This is a genomic window from Streptomyces iakyrus, from assembly GCF_000717055.1.
In the GTDB taxonomy this organism is placed as follows: Bacteria; Actinomycetota; Actinomycetes; order Streptomycetales; family Streptomycetaceae; genus Streptomyces; species Streptomyces iakyrus.
Genome location: NZ_JNXI01000019.1, coordinates 100506 through 124363, shown reverse-complemented (window position 1 = coordinate 124363; position 23858 = coordinate 100506). Strand labels below are relative to the sequence as shown.

Annotated in this window: 16 protein-coding genes; 9 read left to right on the top strand and 7 right to left on the bottom strand. The window is 72.4% G+C overall.

What is annotated here, in order from left to right; all coding sequences use genetic code 11:
* Position 1 precedes the first annotated feature (1 nt).
* The 3 genes from OO68_RS44450 (at position 2) to OO68_RS28640 (ending at position 4610) form a co-directional block, all read left to right on the top strand.
* Positions 2-2941 (top strand): SUKH-4 family immunity protein, encoded by a 2940-nt coding sequence (locus OO68_RS44450; protein WP_078625501.1) that lies wholly within the window; start codon positions 2-4, stop codon positions 2939-2941.
* Positions 2942-3116: 175 nt separating this feature from the next.
* Positions 3117-3578 carry a carboxymuconolactone decarboxylase family protein gene (locus tag OO68_RS28645; RefSeq protein ID WP_033312067.1) on the top strand — a complete coding sequence of 154 codons (462 nt, stop codon included), beginning with the start codon at positions 3117-3119 and terminating at the stop codon, positions 3576-3578.
* A gap of 144 nt (positions 3579-3722) precedes the next feature.
* A complete protein-coding gene (locus OO68_RS28640; RefSeq protein ID WP_033312066.1) occupies positions 3723-4610 on the top strand; it encodes a coiled-coil domain-containing protein in 888 nt (295 codons plus the stop codon).
* 143 nt (positions 4611-4753) lie between these two features.
* Here OO68_RS28640 and OO68_RS28635 read toward each other — a convergent pair whose 3' ends face one another.
* The 5 genes from OO68_RS28635 to OO68_RS28610 all read right to left on the bottom strand — a co-directional run bounded on the left by OO68_RS28635 (position 4754) and on the right by OO68_RS28610 (position 11515).
* Complete coding sequence (locus tag OO68_RS28635) at positions 4754-6334, bottom strand: sodium/solute symporter (RefSeq protein ID WP_033312145.1); 1581 nt, start codon at positions 6332-6334, stop codon at positions 4754-4756.
* Positions 6335-6363: 29 nt separating this feature from the next.
* Positions 6364-6831 carry a DUF485 domain-containing protein gene (locus tag OO68_RS28630; protein ID WP_033312065.1) on the bottom strand — a complete coding sequence of 156 codons (468 nt, stop codon included), beginning with the start codon at positions 6829-6831 and terminating at the stop codon, positions 6364-6366.
* 192 nt (positions 6832-7023) lie between these two features.
* Positions 7024-9408, bottom strand: coding sequence for a hypothetical protein (locus tag OO68_RS28625; RefSeq protein ID WP_157852757.1), 2385 nt, complete (start codon positions 9406-9408; stop codon positions 7024-7026).
* 81 nt (positions 9409-9489) lie between these two features.
* The gene (locus OO68_RS28615; RefSeq protein WP_033312062.1) at positions 9490-9999 is read right to left on the bottom strand and encodes a GNAT family N-acetyltransferase; all 510 of its coding nucleotides are present in this window, start codon (positions 9997-9999) and stop codon (positions 9490-9492) included.
* A gap of 22 nt (positions 10000-10021) precedes the next feature.
* Positions 10022-11515: an MFS transporter gene (locus OO68_RS28610; protein WP_033312061.1), complete on the bottom strand. Its 1494-nt coding sequence runs from the start codon at positions 11513-11515 to the stop codon at positions 10022-10024.
* 468 nt (positions 11516-11983) lie between these two features.
* Here OO68_RS28610 and OO68_RS28605 point away from each other — a divergent pair, with 468 nt between their 5' ends.
* The gene (locus OO68_RS28605; RefSeq protein WP_033312060.1) at positions 11984-12772 is read left to right on the top strand and encodes an ABC transporter ATP-binding protein; all 789 of its coding nucleotides are present in this window, start codon (positions 11984-11986) and stop codon (positions 12770-12772) included.
* Positions 12769-15348, top strand: a complete 2580-nt coding sequence (locus OO68_RS28600) for an ABC transporter permease (protein WP_033312059.1) — start codon at positions 12769-12771, stop codon at positions 15346-15348. Before OO68_RS28605 ends, OO68_RS28600 begins: the two co-directional genes overlap by 4 nt.
* Positions 15349-15540: 192 nt before the next feature.
* Here OO68_RS28600 and OO68_RS28595 read toward each other — a convergent pair whose 3' ends face one another.
* A complete protein-coding gene (locus tag OO68_RS28595) occupies positions 15541-16962 on the bottom strand; it encodes a DUF2079 domain-containing protein (RefSeq protein WP_033312058.1) in 1422 nt (473 codons plus the stop codon).
* Positions 16963-17259: 297 nt separating this feature from the next.
* Here OO68_RS28595 and mfd point away from each other — a divergent pair, with 297 nt between their 5' ends.
* Positions 17260-20793, top strand: coding sequence for a transcription-repair coupling factor (gene mfd, locus OO68_RS28590; protein ID WP_033312057.1), 3534 nt, complete (start codon positions 17260-17262; stop codon positions 20791-20793).
* Positions 20794-21002: 209 nt separating this feature from the next.
* Here the strand turns inward: mfd and OO68_RS28585 are convergent, their stop codons facing one another.
* Positions 21003-21188: an antitoxin gene (locus tag OO68_RS28585; protein ID WP_033312056.1), complete on the bottom strand. Its 186-nt coding sequence runs from the start codon at positions 21186-21188 to the stop codon at positions 21003-21005.
* Between the two features lie 162 nt (positions 21189-21350).
* Here OO68_RS28585 and OO68_RS28580 point away from each other — a divergent pair, with 162 nt between their 5' ends.
* From OO68_RS28580 to OO68_RS28570, 3 genes are all read left to right on the top strand, one after another.
* Entirely contained in the window at positions 21351-22127 is a 777-nt protein-coding gene (locus OO68_RS28580; RefSeq protein ID WP_033312055.1) for an HNH endonuclease family protein, read from the top strand.
* Between the two features lie 121 nt (positions 22128-22248).
* Positions 22249-22995: a GNAT family N-acetyltransferase gene (locus tag OO68_RS28575; protein ID WP_033312054.1), complete on the top strand. Its 747-nt coding sequence runs from the start codon at positions 22249-22251 to the stop codon at positions 22993-22995.
* 206 nt (positions 22996-23201) lie between these two features.
* Positions 23202-23831, top strand: a complete 630-nt coding sequence (locus tag OO68_RS28570; protein WP_033312053.1) for a hypothetical protein — start codon at positions 23202-23204, stop codon at positions 23829-23831.
* The last annotated feature ends 27 nt before the right edge of the window (positions 23832-23858 follow it).

The following is a 23858-nucleotide window of genomic DNA, read 5'->3' as shown; positions in this document are numbered from 1 at the left end:
GATGGTGACCTTCGCGCAGGCGCAGGAGCGCGCGGAAGAGTGGATCAACGGGGATCTCCCGGCGTACCAGCATCGTGAGGTGCGGGTGCGGGAGTTCGACCTCGGGTTCGTGGTGTGGGCCGAGGACCGGGCGGACGGGCCGCGGTCGGACGGCGGCGCGCAGCGGCTGGTGATCGCGCGGGACAGCGGTGAGGCGACGTTGTGGCCCGGGCTGCCGGTGGGTGAGGTGATCCGCCGGTACGAGGAGGAGTACGGCCGTCCGGATGTGGCGGAGGAGCCGGCTCCGGCGGCGCCTGCCGCGCGGGTGGATCTGAATCAGACGTCGTTCCTGCTGACTCCGCCGGAGTGGTTGCAGGATGCGGCGGACAAGCTGGGGATTCCGGATCGGCGGGGTGCGGGGGCCGGTGAGACGGGTTCGGTTCCTGCGGCGCCTTCGGCTACCGCGGCCCCTTCGGTTCCTGCGGCTCCCGCGGGTTCTGCGGGTGCCGGCGGTGGTCCGGCTTCTTCCGGTGGGTCGGCTTCCGGTTCCGGTTCCGCCTCCGGTGCCTCGGCCGGGGGCGGTGCGACTCCCGCTCACGGGGCGCCCGTCGCGCCCGGGAGCGGTACGGCGTGGCCGGCCGCCGGGGGGAGTGATGCTGAGGCGGGCCACGGCTCGGCCGCCGGTCCGGGTGGTTCCGCCGCGCCGGGCGTGCCGGAGGGGGCGACGCCCTGGGCCGGTACGGACACCAACGGCGACGCGGGTGACGACCGTTCCGTACCGCTGCCCGCGACGGTCTTCGCGCCGCCGCTGAGCGAGGCCGACGGTGCCACGCCGCCACCGCCGTCGTCGACGCCCGACGCGCACACGGCCCTGATGTCGGGCGGCAGTCAGCTTCCGCCGACCGCGGTGACGCCGGCGGTGGACGGTCCGAACGCCCCGGGCTCCGGTCCCGCGGGCGGCCCGGGATACGGCTATCCCCCGGGCCCGGCCGGCGCGCCCGGTGTACCGGGGACGCCGCCCGGCGGGGTGCCGCAGGGCAGTACGCCTCCGCCGGTGCCGGGTGGGCAGCCGTACGGCTATCCGCAGGGAGTGGGTGCCGGTCCTGCCGGGCCGGGTGCGCCGGAGCGGCCGCTCGCGCCCAACGCCGGGGACATCGCCGACGCCGCGACCAGCAAGGCGGCTCCGCCGCCGGGCCGTGGGCGGGGCACGGGTCCGACCACGCCGCCTCCGCCGGGTGCTCCGGGTGCTCCGGGTGCGCCGGGAGCGCGGCCGGGCAGCACGCCCCCGCCGTCGGGGCCCGGGGCTCCGGGTACTCCGGCGGGCGGTTACGTGCCGACGCAGCTCGTGTCGGCGCTGGGTCCTGACGGGCCGGGAGGGCCCGGTTCCCAGGGTCCCGGTGCGCCGAGCGGGCCGAGCGGCTCGGGCAGTTCTGCGGGGGCCGGGTCTCCGCAGGGGCCGGGCGCGCCGCAGCCGCCTGGTCCCCCCGGCGCGCCGCAGCCGCCCGGCGCCCCTGGTGGTACGCCTCCTGGGGGCGTCCACCATGCCGCCACGATGTTCGCCGACCCCGGCCGGCCGGGCCCGGGCGCGCCGCAGCCTCCGCAGCCGCCCGGTCCTCCGGGAGCCCCCGGCGCTCCTCACCCGCCGGGCGCGCCGCAGCCGCCCGGTGCTCCGGGTGCTCCGGGCGGCCCGGGTCCCGTGCATCACGCGGAGACCATGCTGGCCACGCCTCCGGCGGGCGGCCCGGGCGTGCCTCCGCCGCCGCAGGCACCCGGCGCGCCGCCCGCTGCCCCGGGAGCCCCGGGAGCACCTGGCGCACCTGGTGGCCCGCCGCCCGTGCCGCACGGCGGGGTGCCCGGGGCGATGCCTCCGGGTATGCCGCCCGGCGCGATGCCTCCGGGTGCCATGCCTCCGGGTGCGATGCCGCCGCCCGGCCAGCCCGCCCCCGGGCAGCCGCCGGCGTACGGCTATCCGCAGCAGCCCACCGGGCAGCCGACCGTGGGCCCCGGCTACCAGGCCGTGCTGCGCTACCGCGCGCAGGACGGTTCCGAGCAGCAGCTGATCCGGCGTTCGGCGCCGGGCACGCCGCACCCGGAGTGGCAGATCTTCCACGAGCTGCGGGCCATGAACGTGCCCCCGGACCAGGTGCTTGAGCTGCACACCGAGCTGGAGTCGTGCGAGCTGCCGGGCGCGTACTGCGCGCGGATGATCCGGGAGCAGTGGCCGCAGGCGCGCATCACGAGCATCGCCCCGTACGGCACCGACCACGCGAGCCGGCAGCAGGGCATGCAGCAGCTGCTGGCCCACCAGGGCGAGTTGCACCAGGTGGCGGACGGCCCGGCGCGTCCGGCTCCGGTGCGCGCGCCGCTGCCGCCGGTGCAGCCGGCGCCGCCGATCCCGCCGGAGGCCATCGGGCAGGAGCTGGGTGCCGCGTTCGGGCCGGGGGTGTTCCGGTTCGAGCAAGCGGCCGTGTCGCGGCAGGGCGTGCCGCCGGTGGTGGCGCACACGCTGGTGGCGGCCGGGCTGCCGATGGACATGGGCCCGTTCTTCTGGGCGCAGGCCCAGCCGGGGCGGCCCGTTCCGACGCTGGCGGAGCTGGCGGCCGAGCGCGGTGTGCAGCCGGCCTCGGACGCGGGTTCCTACCTGGTGATGGGCAGCGACTTCGGCAAGGCGATCTGCGTGCAGTACGGCACGGCGAACATCGTCGCCGTGCCGGTGGAGGCGGGTCCGGGCGGGGCGCCCGTGCCGCCCCAGTTCGTGAACACCGGGCTGCCGGAGTTCGCCCGCTGTCTGGCGCTGCTCGGGCGGATGTGGCGGCTGCGGTTCGGGCTGAACCAGGAGCAGGCGGGCCGCTGGACCGTCGACTTCCAGGCCCAGCTGGCCGCGCTCGACCCGGCGGCGCTGGGCTCGCCGGAGAGCTGGTGGTCGGTGCTGCTGGAGCAGATGTGGGACGGCCTGCTGTGAGCCGTCGCCGCTGAGGTGCCGCACGGAGCCGGGTCCGGTCGTTCGTACGACCGGGCCCGGCTTTTTCATGCCCGTGCCGAAATTCTTCGCGCCGGGCTGTCACACCTGCCTGCGCCGCTCCGTCAGTGCAGTGACAGCGACGCACGACGCACCGCCGACACAGGAGGCAGAGATCATGCAGGCACGGATGACGAACCCGGCGTACGTCCTTTCCGGCGCGATGAAGGGCATCGGCACCCTCTTCCAGGCGATCGGGGAAGGCGGCCTGGCGCAGGACGTGGCGGAGATCGTCGGGCTGCGCGCCAGCCAGATCAACGGCTGCGGTGCCTGCGTGCACGGGCACGTGGCCAACCTCCGCAAGGCCGGGGTGAGCGAGGAGCGCATCGCGGGCGTCGCCGCCTGGCGGCACGCGCCCTTCTTCTCGGACGCCGAGCGCGCGGCTCTGAAGCTGACGGAGGCGATAACGCGGCTTTCCGACCTCTCGGGGGAGTCGGTGCCGGACGCGCTGTGGGACGAGGTGGCCGACCACTTCGACGAGAAGGAGCTCTCCGCGCTGATCCTCACCGTCTCGGTCACGAACATGTTCAACCGCATCAACACGACCATCCAGGAGCCCGCGGGCACCACCTGGGGCTGATGGCCGCCGCCCGTGCGGCCGCGGAGCCCCGTGCTCCGAGCGGAGTGTCGCGTTGTGAACACTTCCGTCTGATCCACCAAGATGTGCGCTGAATCATCCCATTTCTGGCGCGACTTTACGTCGATGTGGTGGAGAGGGGTCCGGATGAGCAGCGCGACGGCGTCCCCGCACGGCTTCACGGCCGTGCGGGGACGCGGCTACCGTCCCGAGCAGGTCGACGCGTACGCCGAGGCCCTCTCCGCGGACCGGGACGCGGGCTGGGAGCGAGCAGCCCGCCTGACGGTGCTCGCCCGGCGGATGGACGAGGAACTGGCCCGGCTGCGCGAGGCCGTGGCCCGGCTGGCCCCGCAGAACTACGCCACGCTCGGCGACCGGGCACACCGGCTCTTCGAACTCGGCGAGCAGGAGGCCGCGGCCGTACGGGAGGGGGCGCGAGAAGAGGCGCGCCAACTCGTGGACGAGGCGCGGGCCTCCGCAGCCGGCGTGCGCGAATCCGCACGGGCGCATGCCGAGACCGTACGCGCCGAGGCCGACGAGCGCGCCCGGCAGCGGCTTCTCGCCGCGCACGCCGAGGCCGACGAGACCCTGGCCGCGGCCCGGCGCGAGGCCCAGGAGCATCGGGACGAGGCCCTGGCCGCCTTGCGGGAGATGCGGCAGCGCACCTCCGGGATGCTGGCCGAGCAGGACAAGGAACGCGCCGAGCGGTGGGCGGAGACGGAACGGGAGGAGACCGCCCGCGAAGCGGCCCTCGACGCGCACCACGACGAGGCGGTGACGAGCGCCGAGGCAGAACTGTCCGAGGCCGAGCAGGCCTTCGCCGACGCCGAGGACTCCGCCCGCGACCTGGAGGAAGAGGCGCACGCCCGTGCGGCGGAGCTGGTCGCCCGGGCCCGGGAGCACGCGGAGGCCGTGGAGGCGGAGACGGACCGGGTCCTCCGCGCGCACGCCGGGCAGCGGGACGACGCCCTCGCCCACATCGACCGCGTCCACACCAGCCTGACGGCGTGGGCGGGACGGGCGGCGGCGGAGTGACACCGCCGGCGGCCTGCGGCCCGTCACCGGTGCCGCCCCCTCGGTTGCCCGTGACGGGGCGGCACTCGGCGTGCGTGCGTGCAGGCATGCATGTGTGCGTGCACGCATGCGTGGCGTGTGGGCCGGTCGGCCCGGATTCCCCGTCAGTTGTCCCTGCGTACCGCGCCCGCCAGGATCCAGCCCTCCACCGCTTCGTACTGGTGGCGCTGCTCCTCCGACTTCCGGCGGCCGGAGGCGATCGTGCCCAGCCAGCCGCAGGCGAAGCCCAGGGGTATCGAGAGCAGGCCCGTCGTGGTGAACGGGAACCAGTTGAAGTCGGCTTCGGGGAAAGCTGATACCGGTGAGCCGGAGACCAGGTTGGTGCCCGGCATCAGCACCAGGACGGCGAGAGAGCCGCCGATGAGGGTGCTGAGCAGGCCCGTTCGCGTGTAGCGGCGCCAGAAGAGGCTGTAGACCAGCGCGGGCGCGATGGCCGAGGCGCCCAGGCAGAAGGACAGCGTGACCAGCGGTTGCAGGCTGCGGTGCTGGACCTGGGTGGCCAGGAGGATCGCGGGGACGCCCACGGCCAGGGCCGACAGCCGGGCCACGGTCATCTCGCGCCGTGGCGACATCTCCTGCACCCGGGCCGCGAACACGTCGTGCGCGAGGGAGTTGGCGCAGGCCAGGATCATGCCGGCGACGGAGGCGAGCAGTGTGAGGAAGACCGCCGTGGTGACGGTGGTGAACAGGAACGTCTCCGCCGACGACACGTCCCGCCCGAACGCGGCCTGCGACCCCAGCAGATAGGCCGTGTTGCCCTGCGGGTCGACCTGCGCGATCAGCTTCCGCCCGATCAGCGCGGTCGCGCCGAAGCCGACGACCGTGATGACCAGCACGAACAGTGCCACACCCGACACCGCCCAGGACATCGAGCGCCGCACCTGCCGGGCACTGGAGGCCGTGTACATGCGCATGGTGACGTGCGGCAGGACGCCGCCGCCGAGGACCACCGTCAGCTGCGCGGTGATCATGTCCAGGTCGGGGCTGGGGCCGCCCGCGAACTGCAGGCCCGAGGAGAGGAACGCCGATCCCACTCCGCTGTTCTGGGCGGCCGCGTCGAACAGGGCGCCCGGGTCCCAGTCGAACCGGTTAAGGATCAGTACCGCGACCACCATGCCGGAGCCGAGCAGCATCACGATCTTCAGGATCTGGATGAGGGCGGTGCCCTTCATCCCGCCGATCGCCGCGTAGCTGATCATCAGCGCACCCACGCCGATGATGCAGCCGGTCTGGAGTGACTCGCCCGAGAAGCCGAGGATGAACGCCATCAGCTGCCCGGTCCCCGCCAGCTGGACGAGCATCAGCGGCACCAGCGCCGCCAGGGTCACCGCACAGGCGGCGATACGGACCGCGCGTCCCGGCATCCGGCGGGTCAGGGCGTCGCCCATGGTGAACCGGCCCGCGTTGCGCAGCGGTTCGGCCAGCAGGAACATCAGCAGCATCAGGGACAGGGCCGTGCTCAGCGCCAGCACGATCCCGTCGTAGCCGAACAGGGCGATGACCCCGCCGGTGCCGAGGACGGTCGCGGCGGAGATGTAGTCACCGGCGATCGCCAGGCCGTTGCGCATGGGGGACAGGGAGCTGTAGCCGGTGTAGAACTCGTCCAGGTCGTCCCGGTCCGGGCCGGTCATCACGCACAGCAGCAGCGTGATCGTGGCGACGGCGGAGAAGCCGACGAGGGACATCGCCTGGGCGTTGCCGCTGAAGACGGTGTTCACCGTGTTCCCTCCCGCTTCGCGTCCAGCTCGGCGTGCTTGCGTATCCGGTCCGCGATCGGGTCGACGCGGCGGCGGGCCGTCTGCTCGTACAGGGCGACCGCGAGCCAGGTCACGGGGACCTGGACGAGCGCCAGCAGCAGGCCGGTGGGCAGGCCGTCGGTGACGGTGCTCGTCATGAACGAGGGCGCGAACGCCGACAGGATCAGGAACAGGACGAAGTAGCCGAGCGCGGTGAGCGTGGCCACGCGCCGCTGCCAGCGGTAGGCGCTGCGCAACACCCGCAGGTCGCTGTGGTGTCCGAGCGCGGCGTGGCGCTGGGGACGCCGTCCGGCGGGCTCGGGAGCCTCCTGCGGCGCCCAGGGATAGGTGTCGTACGTGTACGGGTCGTAGGACGGGGACGGTGACGGGTACTTGGGTGGGTCGGGTGGTCGGTACGGGTAGGAAGGGGACGGGTCGTAGGACATCCCGGTACTCCTTGCGAGGGTTGGATCCGGTGCGGCGGGCCGCAGGGAGGTGGGGGGCGGGAGCCACGCACGCTACTTCGGAGTAGGGGTCCTGCGCGAGGGTTTCTGCAAACTGATCGGTCGGTATGCGCTTACCTTCCCGACCTCGGGTGTTACCGGCGTTAACCCGGCTTCTCGGGGTTCCGCGGTGCGTCAGCCGCGGTGGATCAGGGCCACGGTCGCGGGTACTTCGGCGTGATCGTCAACCGTCGCCCGGAAGGCCAGCCGCCGGTCGATCCGGCGCGGGACCGAACTGCCCGCGAGGAGCGTGAAGTTGACGCCGGCCCTCCCTCCGGCCGGTACACGTATGGACGTCTCGCGCTGTCCTTGGCCGGCCCGCACAATCCATCCGCCGCCCACCGGTCGTGCCGAGACGGTCACGCGGTGTGCGGTGTCGTCGAAGTTGTAGACGTCGACGGTCATGCGGGTGCGGCGGCCGAGGCGGTAGCCGTGCGGCGGGGGCGCGTCACCGTCCTGCTTGCCGGGGGCGGCGTTGCGGGCGGGGAAGCGCTGGGCGAGGACGATGTGTTCGGCGGGGGAGAGCCGGGCCCTCGGCCGCGCGAGGGCCCGAGGGGAGGCCGCCGGGGGCGCGGCGGAGGTGAAGTAGAGCGGATCGCGCGAGGCGGTCACCGGCTGCCCGGCGGGAAGACGGCGGCCCATGATGTCGTAGGCGGTCCTCGCCGGGCACCGGTCCAGGCGGACGGGCCGCTCCGACCACACCACCGTGACCTGTTCGCCCCGCCCGCTGTCGAACACGAACCCCTGGACGCCGTCCGGCAGCAGGGGCGCGGGGCCGGTGAAGTGGGCCGCACCTAGCAGCGAGGTGAGGGCCGCGAACGCGCTGTAGGCGGGCAGCGGCAGGAAGTCGCGGTCGAGCAGCCCGAAGTAGACGCCGTCGTCGTGCAGCGGCGGGCCGGCGAACCAGAACTGCCGGTCGTTCCCCGCCGCCAGCCCCTCCACCATGGAACGCACCACATACCGCGCCTGCTCGATCTCCTGCGCGGGTGTCAGGTCCGCACCCGGGCGCGCCTTCTGGAACGCGCCGCACTCCGTCATCCACAGCGGTATGTCCGCCTCGTGCCGGCGGGCCAGCTCGTGCTGTTCGTCGGCGGCACCCGGGAAGCGCGGCTCGCCCGGCTCGGTGGGATCGGGGTAGCCGTGGAACGCCCACCCATCGGCGTACCGCACGATGTCGTTCGCGAGCATCAGGTCCTGGAAGGGGCCGGTCTGGGCGATGCCCGGGAGCACGACGAGGCACGGTTCGCGCGCCGCGTCCTTGATGCCGAGCGCGGCGGCCTTCACGAACGCGGCGTGGGCGTCGCCGGTGCTGCGCGTGGTGTCGACGTCCGGTTCGTTCGACAGCTGGAGCGCCTCGGGGGCGGCGGCCGCGAGGCGCCGGGCGTAGCGGTAGGCGTGCCTGAGGTCCGCCGGGAGGGGGAGCGAGGCGTCGGTCATCGCCCACTCGGGGGCGGGGGACAGCACGTCGAGGACGGCCAGGCCGTGGGCGCGCAGGGTGCGGGTGCGGCGGTCGTGGTGGCCGGTGTCGTGGACGCCCGGCAATGGCTCGACCGCGGGCCAGGACTGGCCGTCCCGTACCCAGCCGGCTCCCATGTCCCGCAGGGCGGAGGCGAAGTCCGCCAGACGCGAGGGCGGGACGAGGGAGGACGCCCAGACGTTGACCCCGAAGCGGGCGGCGGGGCCGGTGACGGCGAGCCGTGCCGGCAGACGGGCGAACCGGCCCGTCACGCCGTCCGCCTCCACGCGGTAGTGCCCCGGGGGCAGCGCGGGCAGCGGGACCGTCGCGCTCAGGTCGCCCGCGGCGAGGGCGGCGTGGCCTGCGGTGACGCGCCGGCCGTGGTGGTCGCTCACCACGTACCGCACGCGGTGGGCACGCGTGGCGTGTCCGTCGAGGGTCAGACGCAGCCGGGCCGGTTCGCCCTCGCGGTGCCGGGGGACCGACAGTTCGCGCAGGGCCGGGTGCCCGTCCAGGTGGCGCAGGGTGAAGCGGTCCAGGGACAGGACGTACGCCGTCGTCGTGTCCAGGACGGTCGGTTCGGTGACGCGGAAGGTGAGCGTGTTGGTGCCGTCCCGCAGCTCGACCGTCCCCAGGTCCAGCCGGGACAGGTCGCCCCAGGCGGGCGGTGATTCGTACCAGTGCGGTTGCGAGCGCGCGATCTCGCAGAAGGGGCCGTCGTTCACGGACAGGTGCAGGTAGGAGGCGACGGCCTCGGTGTGCGGCGTCTCGACCGGCGCCGTGGCCACGGCCGTCAGCGCGTACACCCCGGCCCGCGGGGCGCGCACGGAGTACGTCGCGTACCAGCCGGTCCGCGCAGGGGGTTTCCCCTCCGTCCGTAACCTCAGGTACCGGCCGCCGGCCGCCCGACGGTCCCTCACCACCGGGATGTTCGTCCGCACCGCGGACTCGCCCTGCACCGTCACCGTCACCGTCATGGGCGCGGCCGCCCGTGCCGTGCTGCCGCCGCCCGCGACCATCGCCCCGAGTCCCGCTGCCATCGCCGTGCGCCTGTTGAAGTCCATGCCACCAGCAGACACGCACGGCCCGTCACTCCGCGTCACCCGCAAGAGTGTCCGAACCCGGAAACGGGTCGGGGGCGCGCCCTAGGGGCCGTCGGGGGCGGCGTCCAGGTGCCGGCGCTCGTGGCGGACCCCCGGTCGTCCGTCCACCGTGATGTTCTCCACCCGGACGAAGCCGCTGCGGGCGAGGACCTTCAGGGAAGCCGGGTTGTCCAGGGTCGTGACCGCGGTGAGGGACGTCAGACCGTAGCCGGTGGCAGCCAGCCGGCACACCTGCGCCACGGCTGCCGTCGCCACGCCCCGGCCTGCGGCCTGTCGGCCGACGCGGTAGCCGAGTTCGGCCTGGCCGTCCACCAGGTCCATCAGGTTCACCCGGCCGATCAGCTCGCCGTCCTCCCCGAGGACCACGTGGAAGCGGCACACGCGCGCGTGCTGCTCGTCGAGGAGCGCCCGAAGCCGTGCCGCGAACCCCGCCGCCGTGAAGAAGGCGTCCCCGCGGTCCGGCACGGTGCGGGCGAAGTACGCTCGGTTCTCCCGCTCGAAGGCCAGCAACGCGTCCGCGTGTTCCGCCCGCAGGGGCTCCAAGGTCACCATGGGCGCGAGGATACGGACGCGCTCAGTCCTTCAGCACCGGGAATTTCCGGGGCGCGAGGAACAGCAGCACCAGGAACGCCAGGGCCGCCGCGCACGCCGCTCCCAGGTAGACCGCGTGCACCGCGTCGGCGATGGCCCGCCGGGTCGCCTCCGGCGCGCTGCCCGAGTCGAGTGCCCGCGTCACCGAGTCGAGGTCGCCCGCCCCGCCGAGCCGCGCGGCCAGCACCCCGTTGGCGACCGCGCCGAACACCGCCGCGCCGATCGTCTGGCCGGTCTGGCGGCAGAACAGCACGGACGCGGTCGTCGTACCGCGCTCCGCCCATCCCACCGTCGACTGCACACCGACGATGAGCGGCAGCTGGAACAGGCCCAGCGCGGCGCCGAGCAGCAGCATCAGCAGGGCCGGCTGCCAGGCCTGCCCGGGGTAGGGCAGGAAGGGGAACGCGAACAGGATCAGTGCGGCCGTGCCGATGCCCAGCATCGCCGTGTTGCGGAAACCGATCCTGCGGTACACGTGCTGGCTCAGCGCCGCCGACACCGGCCAGCTCAATGTCCAGACGGACAGCACGAAGCCGGCCGCCACGGGCGCGAGGCCCAGCACCGACTGGGCGTAGGTGGGCAGGAAGACCGACGGCGCGACCATCAGCAGACCCAGCGCGCCCAGGGCCAGATTGACCGCGGCGATCGTACGGCGCCGCCACACCCAGCCCGGGATGATCGGCTCCGCCGCCCGGCGCTCCACCAGCACCACGACCGCGGCCAGGGCGAGTCCCGAACCGAACAGCGCCAGCGAGGGCGCCGACAGCCACGGCCACGCCACCCCGCCCTGCACCAGGGCCGTGAGCAGCACGCCGCCGCAGGTGAACACCGAGAGGGCCCCCGCCCAGTCCACGCGCGCGCGTGCGGTGGCTTCCCGCTCCGGCTCGTGGAGGTGACGCACGATCAGCCACAGCGCGACCGCGCCGATCGGCAGGTTGATCAGGAAGATCCAGCGCCAGTCCGCGTACGCGGCGAGCACTCCGCCGAGACCGGGGCCGGCGACCGCGGAGACCGCCCACACCGTCGACAGCTTCGACTGGATCTTCGGCCGGTCCTTCAGCGGGTACAGGTCGGCGGCGAGTGTCTGCACGGTGCCCTGGAGCGCGCCGCCGCCCAGGCCCTGCACGACGCGGAAGGCGATGAGCGCCCCCATGTTCCAGGCCAGCGCGCACAGCAGCGACCCTAGGAGGAAGAGCGCCGACCCCGCTATGAGGACCGGCTTGCGGCCGAAGGTGTCGGAGAGCTTGCCGTAGAGGGGCAAGGTGACGGTCACGGCCAGCAGGTAGCCGGAGAACAGCCAGGAAAAGACGGAGAAACCGCCGAGGTCCCCGACGATCTGCGGGACGGCGGTCGAGACGATGGTCGCGTCCAGCGCCGCCAGCGCCATCGAGAGCATCAGCGCCGCGACGACGGCTCCGCGCCGGCCGGCCGCGGCGGGTCGTGCGGCCTCACGTTCCGCGGAACTGGTGCTGCCCACCCCGGTCCTCCCCCTCGCCCGGCCACACCCTCGCCCCGGGCCCGTCGCTCATGCCTGCCCCTTGCACCTACCTGCCGCGGACAGCTTCCCACTTGACCCTGACGCTGCGGGAGGGTGGAGCCTGAGTGAGCCCACGGGTGGAGCCGACCCTGAGACGGACTCCACCCTTCGGTGGACTGCCCCTAGGGGTACCTCCGTACTACGACCTGGGGAGGGTTCGTACCGGCGGAGGACGAGACGGGCAGAGGCCCGTCCTTAACCTGGCTTTACGCCGCCGGGGGGCGGTTGGCACACCGGCGGGGGTGGGGTTTTCCACAGCAAAAGACTGCGCTGAACACCAGGGCGCGGGACCCCTCCCCGCCGCGAGACTGAAACACGTCGGACCGGTTCCGGGTCCGGCACCGCCCACAGCGGCTGCCGACCGGGCGACCGCCTTCACCATTTGCTGACCGATATAGGAGACATACCGTGACTTCGGCTGTGACCATTCCCAGGCACGGGGGTACTGGAGGGCGTACGGCCGTTGCCGCGCGGGCGCGGCAGGTCGTGAAGGCGTACGGATCCGGTGAGACCCGCGTCGTCGCCCTCGACCACGTCGACGTGGACATCGCACGCGGCCAGTTCACCGCGATCATGGGTCCCTCGGGATCCGGCAAGTCCACCCTCATGCACTGCCTGGCCGGGCTCGACACCGTGACGGGCGGCCAGATCTACCTCGACGAGACCGAGATCACCGGTCTGAAGGACAAGAAGCTCACGCGGCTGCGCCGGGACCGGATCGGGTTCATCTTCCAGGCGTTCAACCTGCTGCCGACGCTGAACGCGATCGAGAACATCACCCTGCCCATGGACATCGCGGGCCGCAAGCCCGACAAGGAGTGGCTGACGCGGGTCGTGGAGACCGTCGGGCTCGCCGACCGTCTCAAGCACCGGCCGACCCAGCTCTCCGGCGGCCAGCAGCAGCGCGTCGCCGTGGCGCGGGCGCTCGCCGCCCGGCCCGAGATCATCTTCGGGGACGAGCCGACCGGAAACCTCGACTCCCGCGCCGGCGCCGAGGTCCTCGGCTTCCTGCGCCGGTCCGTCGACGAGCTGGGCCAGACCATCGTGATGGTCACCCACGACCCGGTGGCCGCCAGTTACGCGGACCGGGTGCTGTACCTCGCCGACGGCCGCATCGTCGACGAGATGTTCAAGCCGACCGCGGAAGCAGTCCTCGACCGCATGAAGGACTTCGACGCCCGGGGGCGCACGTCATGACCGTCATGAAGACCTCGATGCGCAACTTCCTCGCGCACAAGGGGCGGATGGCGCTCTCCGCGATCGCCGTCCTGCTGTCGGTCGGCTTCGTCTGCGGCACGCTCGTCTTCACCGACACCATGTCGACCACGTTCGACAAGCTCTTCGCGGCCACGTCCTCCGACGTGACGGTGAGCGCCAAGGGCGCCTCCGACAGCGGTGAGACGACCGCGGACAACGGCAAGCCCCCGGTCATGCCGGCCTCCGTGCTGGGCGAGGTCCGCAAGGTACAGGGCGTGAAGTCCGCCGAGGGAACGGTGTTCTCCACCTCGGTGACGGTCGTCGACGGCGACAAGGACAACCTGTCGCCCTCCAGCGGCGCCCCGACCATCGTGGGCAACTGGAACGACACCGACGCCCGCACCATGAAGATCACCTCCGGCGCGGCGCCCGAGGGCCCCGAGCAGATCATGGTCGACGCCGACACCGCCGACAAGCACGACCTGAAGCTCGGCGACGAGATCGGCGTCATCAGCGCCGTCGGCACGCACAAGGCGAAGATCTCCGGCATCGCCGACTTCACCGTGACCAACCCCGGCGCCACGATCTTCTACGTCGACACCAAGACCGCACAGCAGACCCTGGTCGGTGAGAGCGACGTCTACACCAACGTCAACGTCACCGCGGCCGCAGGCGTCAGCGACGCACAGCTGAAGAAGAACGTCACCGCCGAACTCGGCGGCGGCTACCAGGTGAAGACGGCCAAGGAGACCGCCGACGCCAACCAGAAGGACGTCGAGGGCTTCATGAACGTCATGAAGTACGCGATGCTCGGCTTCGCCGGGATCGCCTTCCTCGTCGGCATCTTCCTGATCATCAACACCTTTTCCATGCTGGTCGCCCAGCGCACCCGGGAGATCGGCCTGATGCGGGCCATCGGCTCCTCCCGCAAGCAGGTCAACCGCTCCGTGCTGGTCGAGGCCCTGCTGCTCGGTGTCGTCGGCTCGGTGCTCGGCGTCGGCGCGGGCGTCGGCCTCGCCGTCGGCCTGATGAAGCTCATGGGCCAGATAGGCATGGAACTGTCCACCGACGACCTCACGGTGGCCTGGACGACCCCGGTGGTCGGCCTCGTCCTCGGCGTGATCGTCACCGTGCTGGCCGCCTACCTGCCCGCCCGGCGCGCCGGCAAGATCTCCCCGATGGCCGCGCTGCGCGACGCGGGAGCCCCCGCGGACGCCAAGGCCGGCTGGATCCGCGCCGCGATCGGCACGGTCCTCACCGGGACCGGCGGCTTCGCCCTCTACCTCGCCGCGGAGGCCGACAAGGCCAAGACCGGCTCCATGTGGCTCGGCCTCGGCATCGTGCTGTCGCTGATCGGCTTCGTCGTCATCGGCCCGCTGCTCGCCGGCGCCGTGGTGCGTGTCCTGGGCGCCGTGCTGCTGCGCATGTTCGGCCCCGTCGGCCGCATGGCCGAGCGCAACGCCCTGCGCAACCCGCGCCGCACCGGCGCGACCGGCGCCGCGCTGATGATCGGCCTCGCCCTGGTGGCGTGCCTGTCCGTGGTCGGCTCCTCGATGGTGGCCTCCGCCACCGACCAGCTCGACAAGACCGTCGGCACGGACTTCATCATCCAGTCCGACCGCGGCCAGCTGATCACGCCGCAGGCCGTCAAGGCCGCCAAGTCGGCGCCGGACGTCGAGCGGCTCACGGAGTACAAGCTGGGCAAGGCCGACTTCACCACCCCCGACGGCAAGACGCTCAAGGACACGTCGATCACCGCGGCCGACCCGTCGTACGCGACCGACCTGCGCACCGAGACCGTCGCCGGCAAGCTCCCCGACGCCTACAAGCCCGACTCGATGTCCGTCCACGAGAAATTCGCCGAGGACCACGGCATCACCCTCGGGTCCAAGATCAAGGTCGCCTTCAGGGACGGCTCAGCGGCCGACCTGACGGTCCGGGCGATCACCAGCAGTGACGTCGTGATCGACGCGGGCGCGATGTACACCTCCATCTCGACGATGGCCAAGTACGTCCCGGCCGACAAGATGCCGCTGGACTCGCTGGTCTTCGCCAGCGCCAAGGAGGGTCAGCAGGACGCCGCCTACAAGTCCCTGAAGTCGGCGCTGCACGACTACCCGCAGTACATCGTGCGCGACCAGACCGACTACAAGGACGCCCTGAAGGACCAGATCGGCCAGCTGCTCAACATGATCTACGGCCTGCTGGCCCTGGCGATCATCGTCGCCATCCTGGGCGTGGTGAACACCCTGGCCCTGTCGGTGGTGGAGCGCACCCGGGAGATCGGTCTGATGCGGGCCATCGGCCTCTCGCGCCGCCAGCTGCGCCGCATGATCCGCATGGAGTCGGTCGTCATCGCCCTCTTCGGTGCCCTGCTGGGCCTCGGACTGGGCATGGGCTGGGGCGCCACGGCACAGCAGCTGCTCGCCCTGGAGGGCCTGGGTGTCCTGGACATCCCCTGGCCGACGATCATCGGCGTCTTCATCGGCTCGGCGTTCGTGGGCCTGTTCGCCGCCCTGATCCCGGCGTTCCGGGCAGGCCGGATGAACGTCCTCAACGCGATCGCCACCGAGTAGCCGGAGCCGCCCGAGACCACCGCACACGGGGGTTGCGGGGGACGGGCCCGCCCCGGAGGTCTCCGCCTCCGGGGCGGGCCCGACGACTTGCCGGGCGGAGCGTGCGCTTCGGGCCGCATCGGCGGGTCGCTCAGGGGGCCGGGCCCGCTCCGCGGTGGATGCGTCGCCCCCGCCGCGTCAGACCCCGCCGCGTCATACCCCGGCCGTCGCCGTACGGCGCTCCAGCACCACGTACCCGGCCGCCTCGCCCGCGACCGCGTACTCGGCGAGGGGGTGCAGGGTCCGGGCGTAGCCCACGGGGTCGCGGTACCTGCCGTCGATGTTCTCCAGGGCGATGTACTCGGGGAGGACACCCCCGGTGTCGCCGAGCCAGAAGACCCGGCAGCGCGCCGTGAGGCGGCTGATCGGGCCGATGTTGGCCTCGACGGTGGCGTCGTCGGGAATCCGCGCCAGCAGCCGTTCCACGTCGGAGACCGCGGCCGGCCTGCGATAGACCTCGGCCTGGGTGAGCTGAGCCAGCGGCAGGGACGTGGTCAGCGCCAGTGCCGCCGCGGTGACGGCGGCCGGCAGGTGAGCGGCGTAGGAACGCAGCCACGCGCGTGTGCCGCGGCGAACGGCCGGGAGCGCGTCGGCGAGGGCGAGGAAGACGACCGGCATCAGGACCGCGCTGTAGTGCCAGTCGGTGCCCCAGTAGTGCTCGTCGCCGGAGAGGAACCGCCGGCCGAGCGTCGGCAGTGCGACCAGCAGCAGCGGGGAATGCAGGGCGAGCAGGCCCGAGGTCGGGATCAGCAGCCAGGCGAGCGTGCGCAGTTTGCTGCCCGCACCGCTGACCTTGCTCCAGTAGTCGTAGCCGCCGTCGGTGTTGAACGCCGGGACGGCCACCGTCAGGACGAGCACGGTCGCCGCAACGCCGAACACCGCCGCGCCGAGCGCGTACCGGACCGTCCGCGGCGACGAACCGCGCGCCCGCCAGGCGACGACGAGCGCGATCGCGGTCAGCGTCATCCCCAGGTCCTCCTTCACCAGCACCAGGGGGAGCGCCCACCCCAGGGCCGCGCGCGGGCGCCCCGCGAGGAGGGCCTCCAGGGAGAAGGCGATCAGCGGGACGGCGAAGCAGATCTCGTGGAAGTCGAAGTCGACGGCGCGCTGGACGCCCCACGACAGCCCGTACGCGAGACCGAGCGCGAGGCCCTGCCGGTGGCCCAGGAGCCGGGTGGCGGCGCGCGTCACCGGCACGGCGGACAGCGCGAAGAGCGCGGCCTGCGCGACCAGCAGCGTGACCGGTGTGGGGAAGAGCCGGTACACCGGTGCGAGCAGGGCGGTCACCGGGCTGAAGTGGTCACCGAGGATGTCGAATCCCGGCCCCTTGAGGTCGGTCGCCGGCGCCCGAAGCCGCGCGTAGGAGCGCACGACCTGCTCGAAGATACCCAGGTCCCAGGAGAGGGTCGCCAGGTGCCGGTAGCGGCCGACGGAGACGACCGTGTAGGCGGCGAAGAGGACCGCCGCGAGAGCCCAGGGCTCACCTCGCGCGCGGCCGGGGTTCCGGTCACCCGGGGGGCGGGCGACCGGCGCCGGTATGCGGGGTTGGGAGGCCTGGAGGGTGGGGGCAGGCATGCCGTGCCTTCAGGGGGGCGGTGAACGGCCGGAAGGGCGTCCGACCGATCATGCCGGGGTGAAATCAACGGGTGGGGATGATGCTGTGAAGGTTGGGCGGCCGGCGGGTGTTCGCCCCCGGGAGAACGGGCGTTATCCACAGGCCCGCCGCGCGGGCGCGCATCGTCGTACGCTGGAGACCCCCCGGCCCGCGGCGCGCGTCAGGCCCGTCGTCTTGCCCACCCTCTGCCCTCGATGCCCGCGACCAGCCCACTCCCGCCCGTCGACTTGCCCACCCCCCTGGACGGAAAGCCCCGAATGAGCCTGCACGGTCTGCTCGACGCCGTAGTCAAGGACGCCGCACTCGCAGAAGCGATCAGGGCGGCCGCAGACGGCAACCGCATGCACGTCGACATGGTCGGCCCCCCTGCGGCCCGGCCCTTCGCCGTCGCCGCCCTGGCCCGAGAGACAGGCCGCCCGGTGCTGGCGGTCACGGCGACGGGCCGCGAGGCGGAGGACCTGGCCGCGGCCCTGCGCTCCCTCCTGCCCGCCGAGGGGGTCGTGGAGTATCCGTCCTGGGAGACGCTGCCGCACGAGCGGCTCAGCCCCCGCAGCGACACCGTCGGCCGCCGCCTGGCCGTGCTGCGCCGCCTGGCCCATCCCCGCCCCGACGACCCCGAGACCGGCCCCGTCTCGGTCGTCGTCGCGCCCGTCCGGTCCGTGCTCCAGCCGCAGGTCAAGGGCCTCGGCGACCTGGAACCGGTCTCCCTGAGGAGCGGGCAGAGCACCGACCTCAACGAAATCGTCGAAGCCCTCTCGGCAGCGGCGTACGCGCGCGTGGAGCTCGTCGAGAAGCGCGGCGAGTTCGCCGTGCGCGGCGGCATCCTCGACGTGTTCCCGCCCACCGAGGAACACCCCCTGCGCGTCGAGTTCTGGGGCGACGACGTCGAGGAGATCCGCTACTTCAAGGTCGCCGACCAGCGCTCCCTCGAAGTCGCCGAACACGGCCTGTGGGCGCCGCCGTGCCGCGAACTGCTGCTCACCGAGGACGTCCGCACGCGCGCGGCTGCCCTGGCCGAACAGCACCCCGAGCTCGGCGAACTGCTCGGCAAGATCGCCGAGGGCATCGCCGTGGAGGGCATGGAGTCCCTCGCGCCGGTTCTCGTCGATGACATGGAGCTGCTGCTCGACGTGCTGCCCAAGGGCGCCATGGCCGTGGTGTGCGACCCGGAGCGGGTCCGCACGCGCGCGTCGGACCTCGTGGCCACCTCACAGGAGTTCCTGCAGGCCTCCTGGGCGGCCACCGCCGGGGGCGGCGAGGCGCCCATCGACGTCGGCGCGGCCTCCCTGTGGTCCATCGCGGACGTCCGGGACCGGGCCCGCGAGCTGGACATGATGTGGTGGTCGGTGTCGCCGTTCGCCGCCGACGAGGAGCTCGACGGGGACACCCTCAAGCTCGGCATGCACGCCCCGGAGACCTACCGCGGTGACACCGCCAAGGCCCTCGCCGACACCAAGGGCTGGCTCGCCGACGGCTGGCGCGCGGTGTTCGTCACCGAGGGCCACGGCCCGGCGGCCCGCACGGTCGAGGTGCTGGGGAGCGAGGGCGTCGCCGCCCGCCTGGACGGGGACCTCGCCGAAATCTCCCCCTCCGTCGTGCACGTGGCGTGCGGCTCGATCGAGCACGGCTTCGTCGACGACACCCTCAGACTCGCCGTCCTCACCGAGACGGACCTGTCGGGCCAGAAGGCGTCCGGCCGCGAGGGCGCCCGCATGCCGGCCCGCCGCCGCAAGACCATCGACCCGCTCACCCTGGAGCCGGGCGACTACATCGTCCACGAGCAGCACGGCGTGGGCCGCTACATCGAGATGGTGCAGCGCACCGTGCAGGGCGCCACCCGTGAGTACCTGGTCGTCGAGTACGCCCCGGCCAAGCGCGGCCAGCCCGGCGACCGCCTCTACATTCCCACCGACCAGCTGGAGCAGATCACCAAGTACGTCGGGGGCGAGGCCCCCACCCTGCACCGCCTCGGCGGCGCCGACTGGACGAAGACGAAGGCCCGCGCCAAGAAGGCCGTCAAGGAGATCGCGGCCGACCTCATCAAGCTGTACAGCGCGCGCATGGCCGCCCCCGGGCACGCCTTCGGGGCGGACACCCCCTGGCAGCGCGAACTGGAGGACGCCTTCCCCTACGCGGAGACGCCCGACCAGCTCACCACCATCGCCGAGGTCAAGGAGGACATGGAGAAGACGGTCCCGATGGACCGCCTGATCTGCGGCGACGTCGGCTACGGCAAGACCGAGATCGCCGTCCGTGCTGCCTTCAAGGCCGTCCAGGACGGCAAGCAGGTGGCCGTCCTGGTCCCCACGACCCTGCTGGTGCAGCAGCACTTCGGCACGTTCAGCGAGCGGTACGCGCAGTTCCCGGTGAACGTGAAGGCCCTCTCCCGCTTCCAGACCGACACCGAGGCCAAGGCCGTCCTGGAGGGTCTGCGCGAGGGCTCGGTCGACATCGTCATCGGCACCCACCGGCTGTTCTCGTCCGAGACGAAGTTCAAGGACCTGGGCCTGGTCATCGTCGACGAGGAGCAGCGCTTCGGCGTCGAGCACAAGGAGCAGCTGAAGAAGCTCCGCGCCAACGTCGACGTGCTGACGATGTCCGCGACCCCGATCCCCAGGACGCTGGAGATGGCGGTCACCGGCATCCGCGAGATGTCGACGATCACCACACCGCCGGAGGAGCGCCACCCGGTGCTCACCTTCGTCGGCCCCTACGAGGAGAAGCAGATCGGCGCCGCGATCCGCCGTGAGCTGCTGCGCGAGGGACAGGTCTTCTACATCCACAACCGCGTCGAGTCGATCGACCGCGCGGCGGCCCGGCTGCGCGAGATCGTCCCCGAGGCGCGCATCGCCACCGCCCACGGGCAGATGTCGGAGTCCACGCTGGAGCAGGTCGTCGTCGACTTCTGGGAGAAGAAGTTCGACGTGCTGGTGTCCACGACCATCGTGGAGTCCGGCATCGACATCTCCAACGCCAACACCCTGATCGTCGAGCGCGGTGACAACTTCGGCCTGTCGCAGCTGCACCAGCTGCGCGGCCGGGTGGGCCGGGGCCGCGAGCGCGGTTACGCCTACTTCCTGTACCCGCCGGAGAAGCCGCTGACCGAGACCGCGCACGAGCGGCTCGCGACCATCGCCCAGCACACGGAGATGGGCGCCGGCATGTACGTGGCCATGAAGGACCTGGAGATCCGCGGCGCGGGCAACCTCCTCGGCGGCGAGCAGTCCGGCCACATCGCGGGCGTCGGCTTCGACCTGTACGTGCGGATGGTCGGCGAGGCCGTCGCGGACTACCGGCGCCAGCTGGAGACCGGCGAGATCGAGGAGGAGCCGCCGCTCGAGGTCAAGATCGAGCTGCCCGTCGACGCGCACGTCCCGCACGACTACGCGCCCGGCGAGCGCCTCCGTCTCCAGGCCTACCGCGCCATCGCCTCCGCCAACTCCGAGGAGGACATCAAGGCGGTCCGCGAGGAACTCGTCGACCGCTACGGCAAGCTGCCCGAGCCGGTGGAGAACCTGCTGCTCGTCGCGGGCCTGCGCATGTTCGCGCGCGCGTGCGGCGTCGGCGAGATCGTGCTCCAGGGCAACAACATCCGGTTCGCGCCGGTGGAGTTGCGCGAGTCGCAGGAGCTGCGGGTCAAGCGGCTGTACCCCGGGGTCGTCCTCAAACCGGCGGTGCACCAGGTGCTGGTGCCACGCCCGAAGACGGCAAAGGTGGGCGGAAAGCCGCTGGTCGGCCGGGAACTGCTGGCGTGGGTGGGGGAGTTCTTGACGTCAGTGCTGGGGTCCTGAGCCCGGGTGCTGGTCCCGGGGGCCCGGGCCGGAGTCGATACCCGAGGGGTGATCGGTGCTGACGTCCGAACGGACGCCGCGGCCCGGTCGGCAAGGCCCGGACATGGGAAGCCGCCCGCAGGAGACCCGTCCGGGTCTCCGCGGACGGCCCCGCCCCCGAAGCCGGCGGCCTGACGGCGACCTGGCCGCGGGCCTGATCGTCGGAGGCCTTACTGCTGTTCCGGCCGGTCGCGGTCGCGGTCCATGCCGAGCGAGCCCTCGACGCGCTGCTGGCCGGAGTCGACCTGGTCCTCGTACTTGCCGCCGGTCCTCTCGTTGATCCGCTGTTCCGCGGTGTCAGAGCCTTGCTTGCCCTTGTTCCGCGCCTGGCTCTTGAACTTGTCGAAGATGCCCATGCAAAGCTCCCTCCGGAGGTGACTCAGAAGCGACGATACGCGCGAGATGCGAAGTATGCGCATTGAGGCCCGATGTGGTCTGAACCTCTTCCTCGCTACCGTGGGATCCGGCACGGGCCGCCCGTGCCCGAGCGGAACAGGCAGACAGAGGAGGGGCGCACGGTGACGCGTCTGAGGGGCGGGGCGGCACTGGCTGTCGCAATGGTGTTCACCGGTTCGGCGCTGGCCGGCTGCGAGGGCCTGGCCCCACCCGTGGACGGCGGCGGAGCCTCCGCTTCCGGCGCCCCGGCTGCGGGCAACGGACGGGCCGCGAACCCGTTGGACAACCCGGACGGCACCAAACCGGGGCTGGCGGCGATCACTTCCAGCGCCGACAAGGAGCGGGCGCGTGCCCTCATCGAGAAGGTGGCGACCAAGGGCCGCGGCCCCAGGACGGGCTACGAACGGGACAAGTTCGGCTACGCCTGGATGGACTCGGCACCGCGCGACGTCCCCTTCTCCCGCAACGGCTGCGACACCCGCAACGACCTCCTGAAGCGGGACGGGGAGAAACTGCGCTTCCGGTCGGGATCGGACTGCGTCGTCACCTCGCTGACGCTGCACGACCCGTACACCGGGGAGGTCATCGAGTGGACCAAGTCCCACGCCATCAAGGTCCAGATAGACCACGTCATGCCGCTGTCGTACGACTGGCAGATGGGCGCCTCGCGCTGGACGAAGGACAAGCGGGAGTCCATCGCCAACGACCCGCTCAACCTCGTCCCGGTGGACGGACCGACCAACGGCTCGAAGGGCGACTCAGGACCGGCCTCCTGGCTGCCCCCGAACAAGCGGATCCGCTGCGCCTACGCGGTGCGCTTCGCCCAGGTGTCTCTGAAGTACGAACTCCCCGTGACGGCGCCCGACAAGGACATGATGCTGAAGCAGTGCGGCGGGTAGGACCCTGCCCGCCGCCGTCATGATGGTTGGCGCTCGGCGAGCCAGATCTCACCGGCCGGGGGCAGCGTGCCCACCCGGTAATCCGGTTCCGGCGGTCGGCCCCCGTACTTACCCTGATCGGATGCAGCCGAAGATATCGAGCCTCGCCGACCGCCCCGACATGCTGGAGCAGGTCGTCGACATGGCGGACAGCTGGCCGGAGTTCGTGATCCAGGACCTCGTCGGCGCCGCCCACTTCCCGCGGATCGCCACCGAACTCCCGGAGTACGTCCTGTTCGCCGAGGACGAGCAGGGCGAGGTCGTGGCGAACGCCTACAGCGTGCCGTTCGCCCTCGGCACCGAGAGCCGCGGCGGCCGGCTGCCGGCCAACGGCTGGGACGCGACGCTGGTGTGGGCCTTCTCCGATCTGCGGAGAGGGGTCAGGCCCGACACGGTGAGCGCCGTCTCGGTCTCCATCGCCCCGCAGGCACAGGGCCGCGGCCTGTCCGCGCTGATGCTCTCGGCCATGCGCGACAACGCCCGGGCCCGTGGGTTCCGTGAGGTCGTCGCCCCGGTCCGTCCCAACGCCAAACACCTGGAGCCCCGTACGCCGATGGAGGAGTACGCCCACCGCGTCCGCCCCGACGGCCTGCCCCAGGACCCGTGGCTGCGCGTCCACGCCCGCGCCGGAGCCACCATCGACTCGGTGGCACCGGCGTCCATGACGGTGTCCGCCCCGCTCGCCGACTGGCGCCGCTGGACGGGCCTGCCCTTCGACACCGACGGCGACATCGAGGTGCCGGGCGCCCTGGTGCCGGTGCGCTGCGAGGCGGAGCGCGGGTACGCGGTGTACGTCGAGCCCAACGTGTGGATGCGGCACCCCCTGTAGAGCATGACAGGCCCGTACGGCCTTACGAGGCCCCTCGACAGCCATACGACGGGCCTACCACGGGCTGTTCACACGAAGTGATCAGCATGACAACGGTTCGGTACAACCCGTGACCGGTTGTCCGTGTCGGGCTATACGCTCGGATTCCCCACCAGGGTCTGTCACTCGCACGTCCGTCCTCATCGGCCACCGGTCCAGGAGCAGTCATGTACGGCCACGGCGCGGCGCCGCCTCCCCGCAGCGCGGCAACGGTCATCTCCCTGCGCGTACTGTTCGCAGCAGCCGGTTTCCTCACGTGCGGCGTGCTGGCCTGCGTACCGCTGTTCCGGGTGGCCGTCCTGCGCGGCCGGGTCCTCGACTGGGTGCTGGCCTGGGTGAGCCTGCCGCTGTCCATCGCGGGCTTCGCCGTGATCGGCGCGCTGCCGGAGGACGACTACCGGACCGACATCGCGCTGGCCATGATCCTGCTCCTCGGTGCGGGCTCAGCCATCTACTTCCTCGTTGTGGACATCGGCCACCACGGCGAGCAGCGCAGGCTCGCCGGCTACGCGTCGCCCCACGCGCACACCGTCACGCACACTCCGTACGGCTACCCGCACCCCGCGCCGCCCTACGCCCCGGCGTCCACGCCCGTCCCGCAGCCGCCGGACCCCCACTCACCCGCCCCGCACGACACGCCCCCGGTCGCGGGCCCGATCCAGCCGCCCCCGTCCCCCCAGCGCCCGGCCCCGGCCCGTATCGACCAGGTCCGCGCCGAACTCGACGAGCTCAGCGACTACCTGCGCCGGCACGAGGGCGAAGGCCACCGGGACGGCCACCACGAGGACGGAAGGTGACCGCGGCGGCAGGACGAGTCGTCGCCG

Coding starts and splice junctions, on each gene's coding strand:
- OO68_RS28635 (WP_033312145.1), bottom strand. CDS start 6,334: ATGTCCCTCGTCGGCTTCTCCGCCGTCGCCACGATCACGCTGCTGCTG.
- OO68_RS28630 (WP_033312065.1), bottom strand. CDS start 6,831: ATGTCCTACGACCCGTCCCCTTCCTACCCGTACCGACCACCCGACCCA.
- OO68_RS28615 (WP_033312062.1), bottom strand. CDS start 9,999: ATGGTGACCTTGGAGCCCCTGCGGGCGGAACACGCGGACGCGTTGCTG.
- OO68_RS28595 (WP_033312058.1), bottom strand. CDS start 16,962: ATGCCTGCCCCCACCCTCCAGGCCTCCCAACCCCGCATACCGGCGCCG.
- OO68_RS28640 (WP_033312066.1), top strand. CDS start 3,723: ATGAGCAGCGCGACGGCGTCCCCGCACGGCTTCACGGCCGTGCGGGGA.
- OO68_RS28625 (WP_157852757.1), bottom strand. CDS start 9,408: ATGGACTTCAACAGGCGCACGGCGATGGCAGCGGGACTCGGGGCGATG.
- mfd (WP_033312057.1), top strand. CDS start 17,260: ATGAGCCTGCACGGTCTGCTCGACGCCGTAGTCAAGGACGCCGCACTC.
- OO68_RS28575 (WP_033312054.1), top strand. CDS start 22,249: ATGCAGCCGAAGATATCGAGCCTCGCCGACCGCCCCGACATGCTGGAG.
- OO68_RS28585 (WP_033312056.1), bottom strand. CDS start 21,188: ATGGGCATCTTCGACAAGTTCAAGAGCCAGGCGCGGAACAAGGGCAAG.
- OO68_RS28600 (WP_033312059.1), top strand. CDS start 12,769: ATGACCGTCATGAAGACCTCGATGCGCAACTTCCTCGCGCACAAGGGG.
- OO68_RS28570 (WP_033312053.1), top strand. CDS start 23,202: ATGTACGGCCACGGCGCGGCGCCGCCTCCCCGCAGCGCGGCAACGGTC.
- OO68_RS44450 (WP_078625501.1), top strand. CDS start 2: ATGGTGACCTTCGCGCAGGCGCAGGAGCGCGCGGAAGAGTGGATCAAC.
- OO68_RS28645 (WP_033312067.1), top strand. CDS start 3,117: ATGCAGGCACGGATGACGAACCCGGCGTACGTCCTTTCCGGCGCGATG.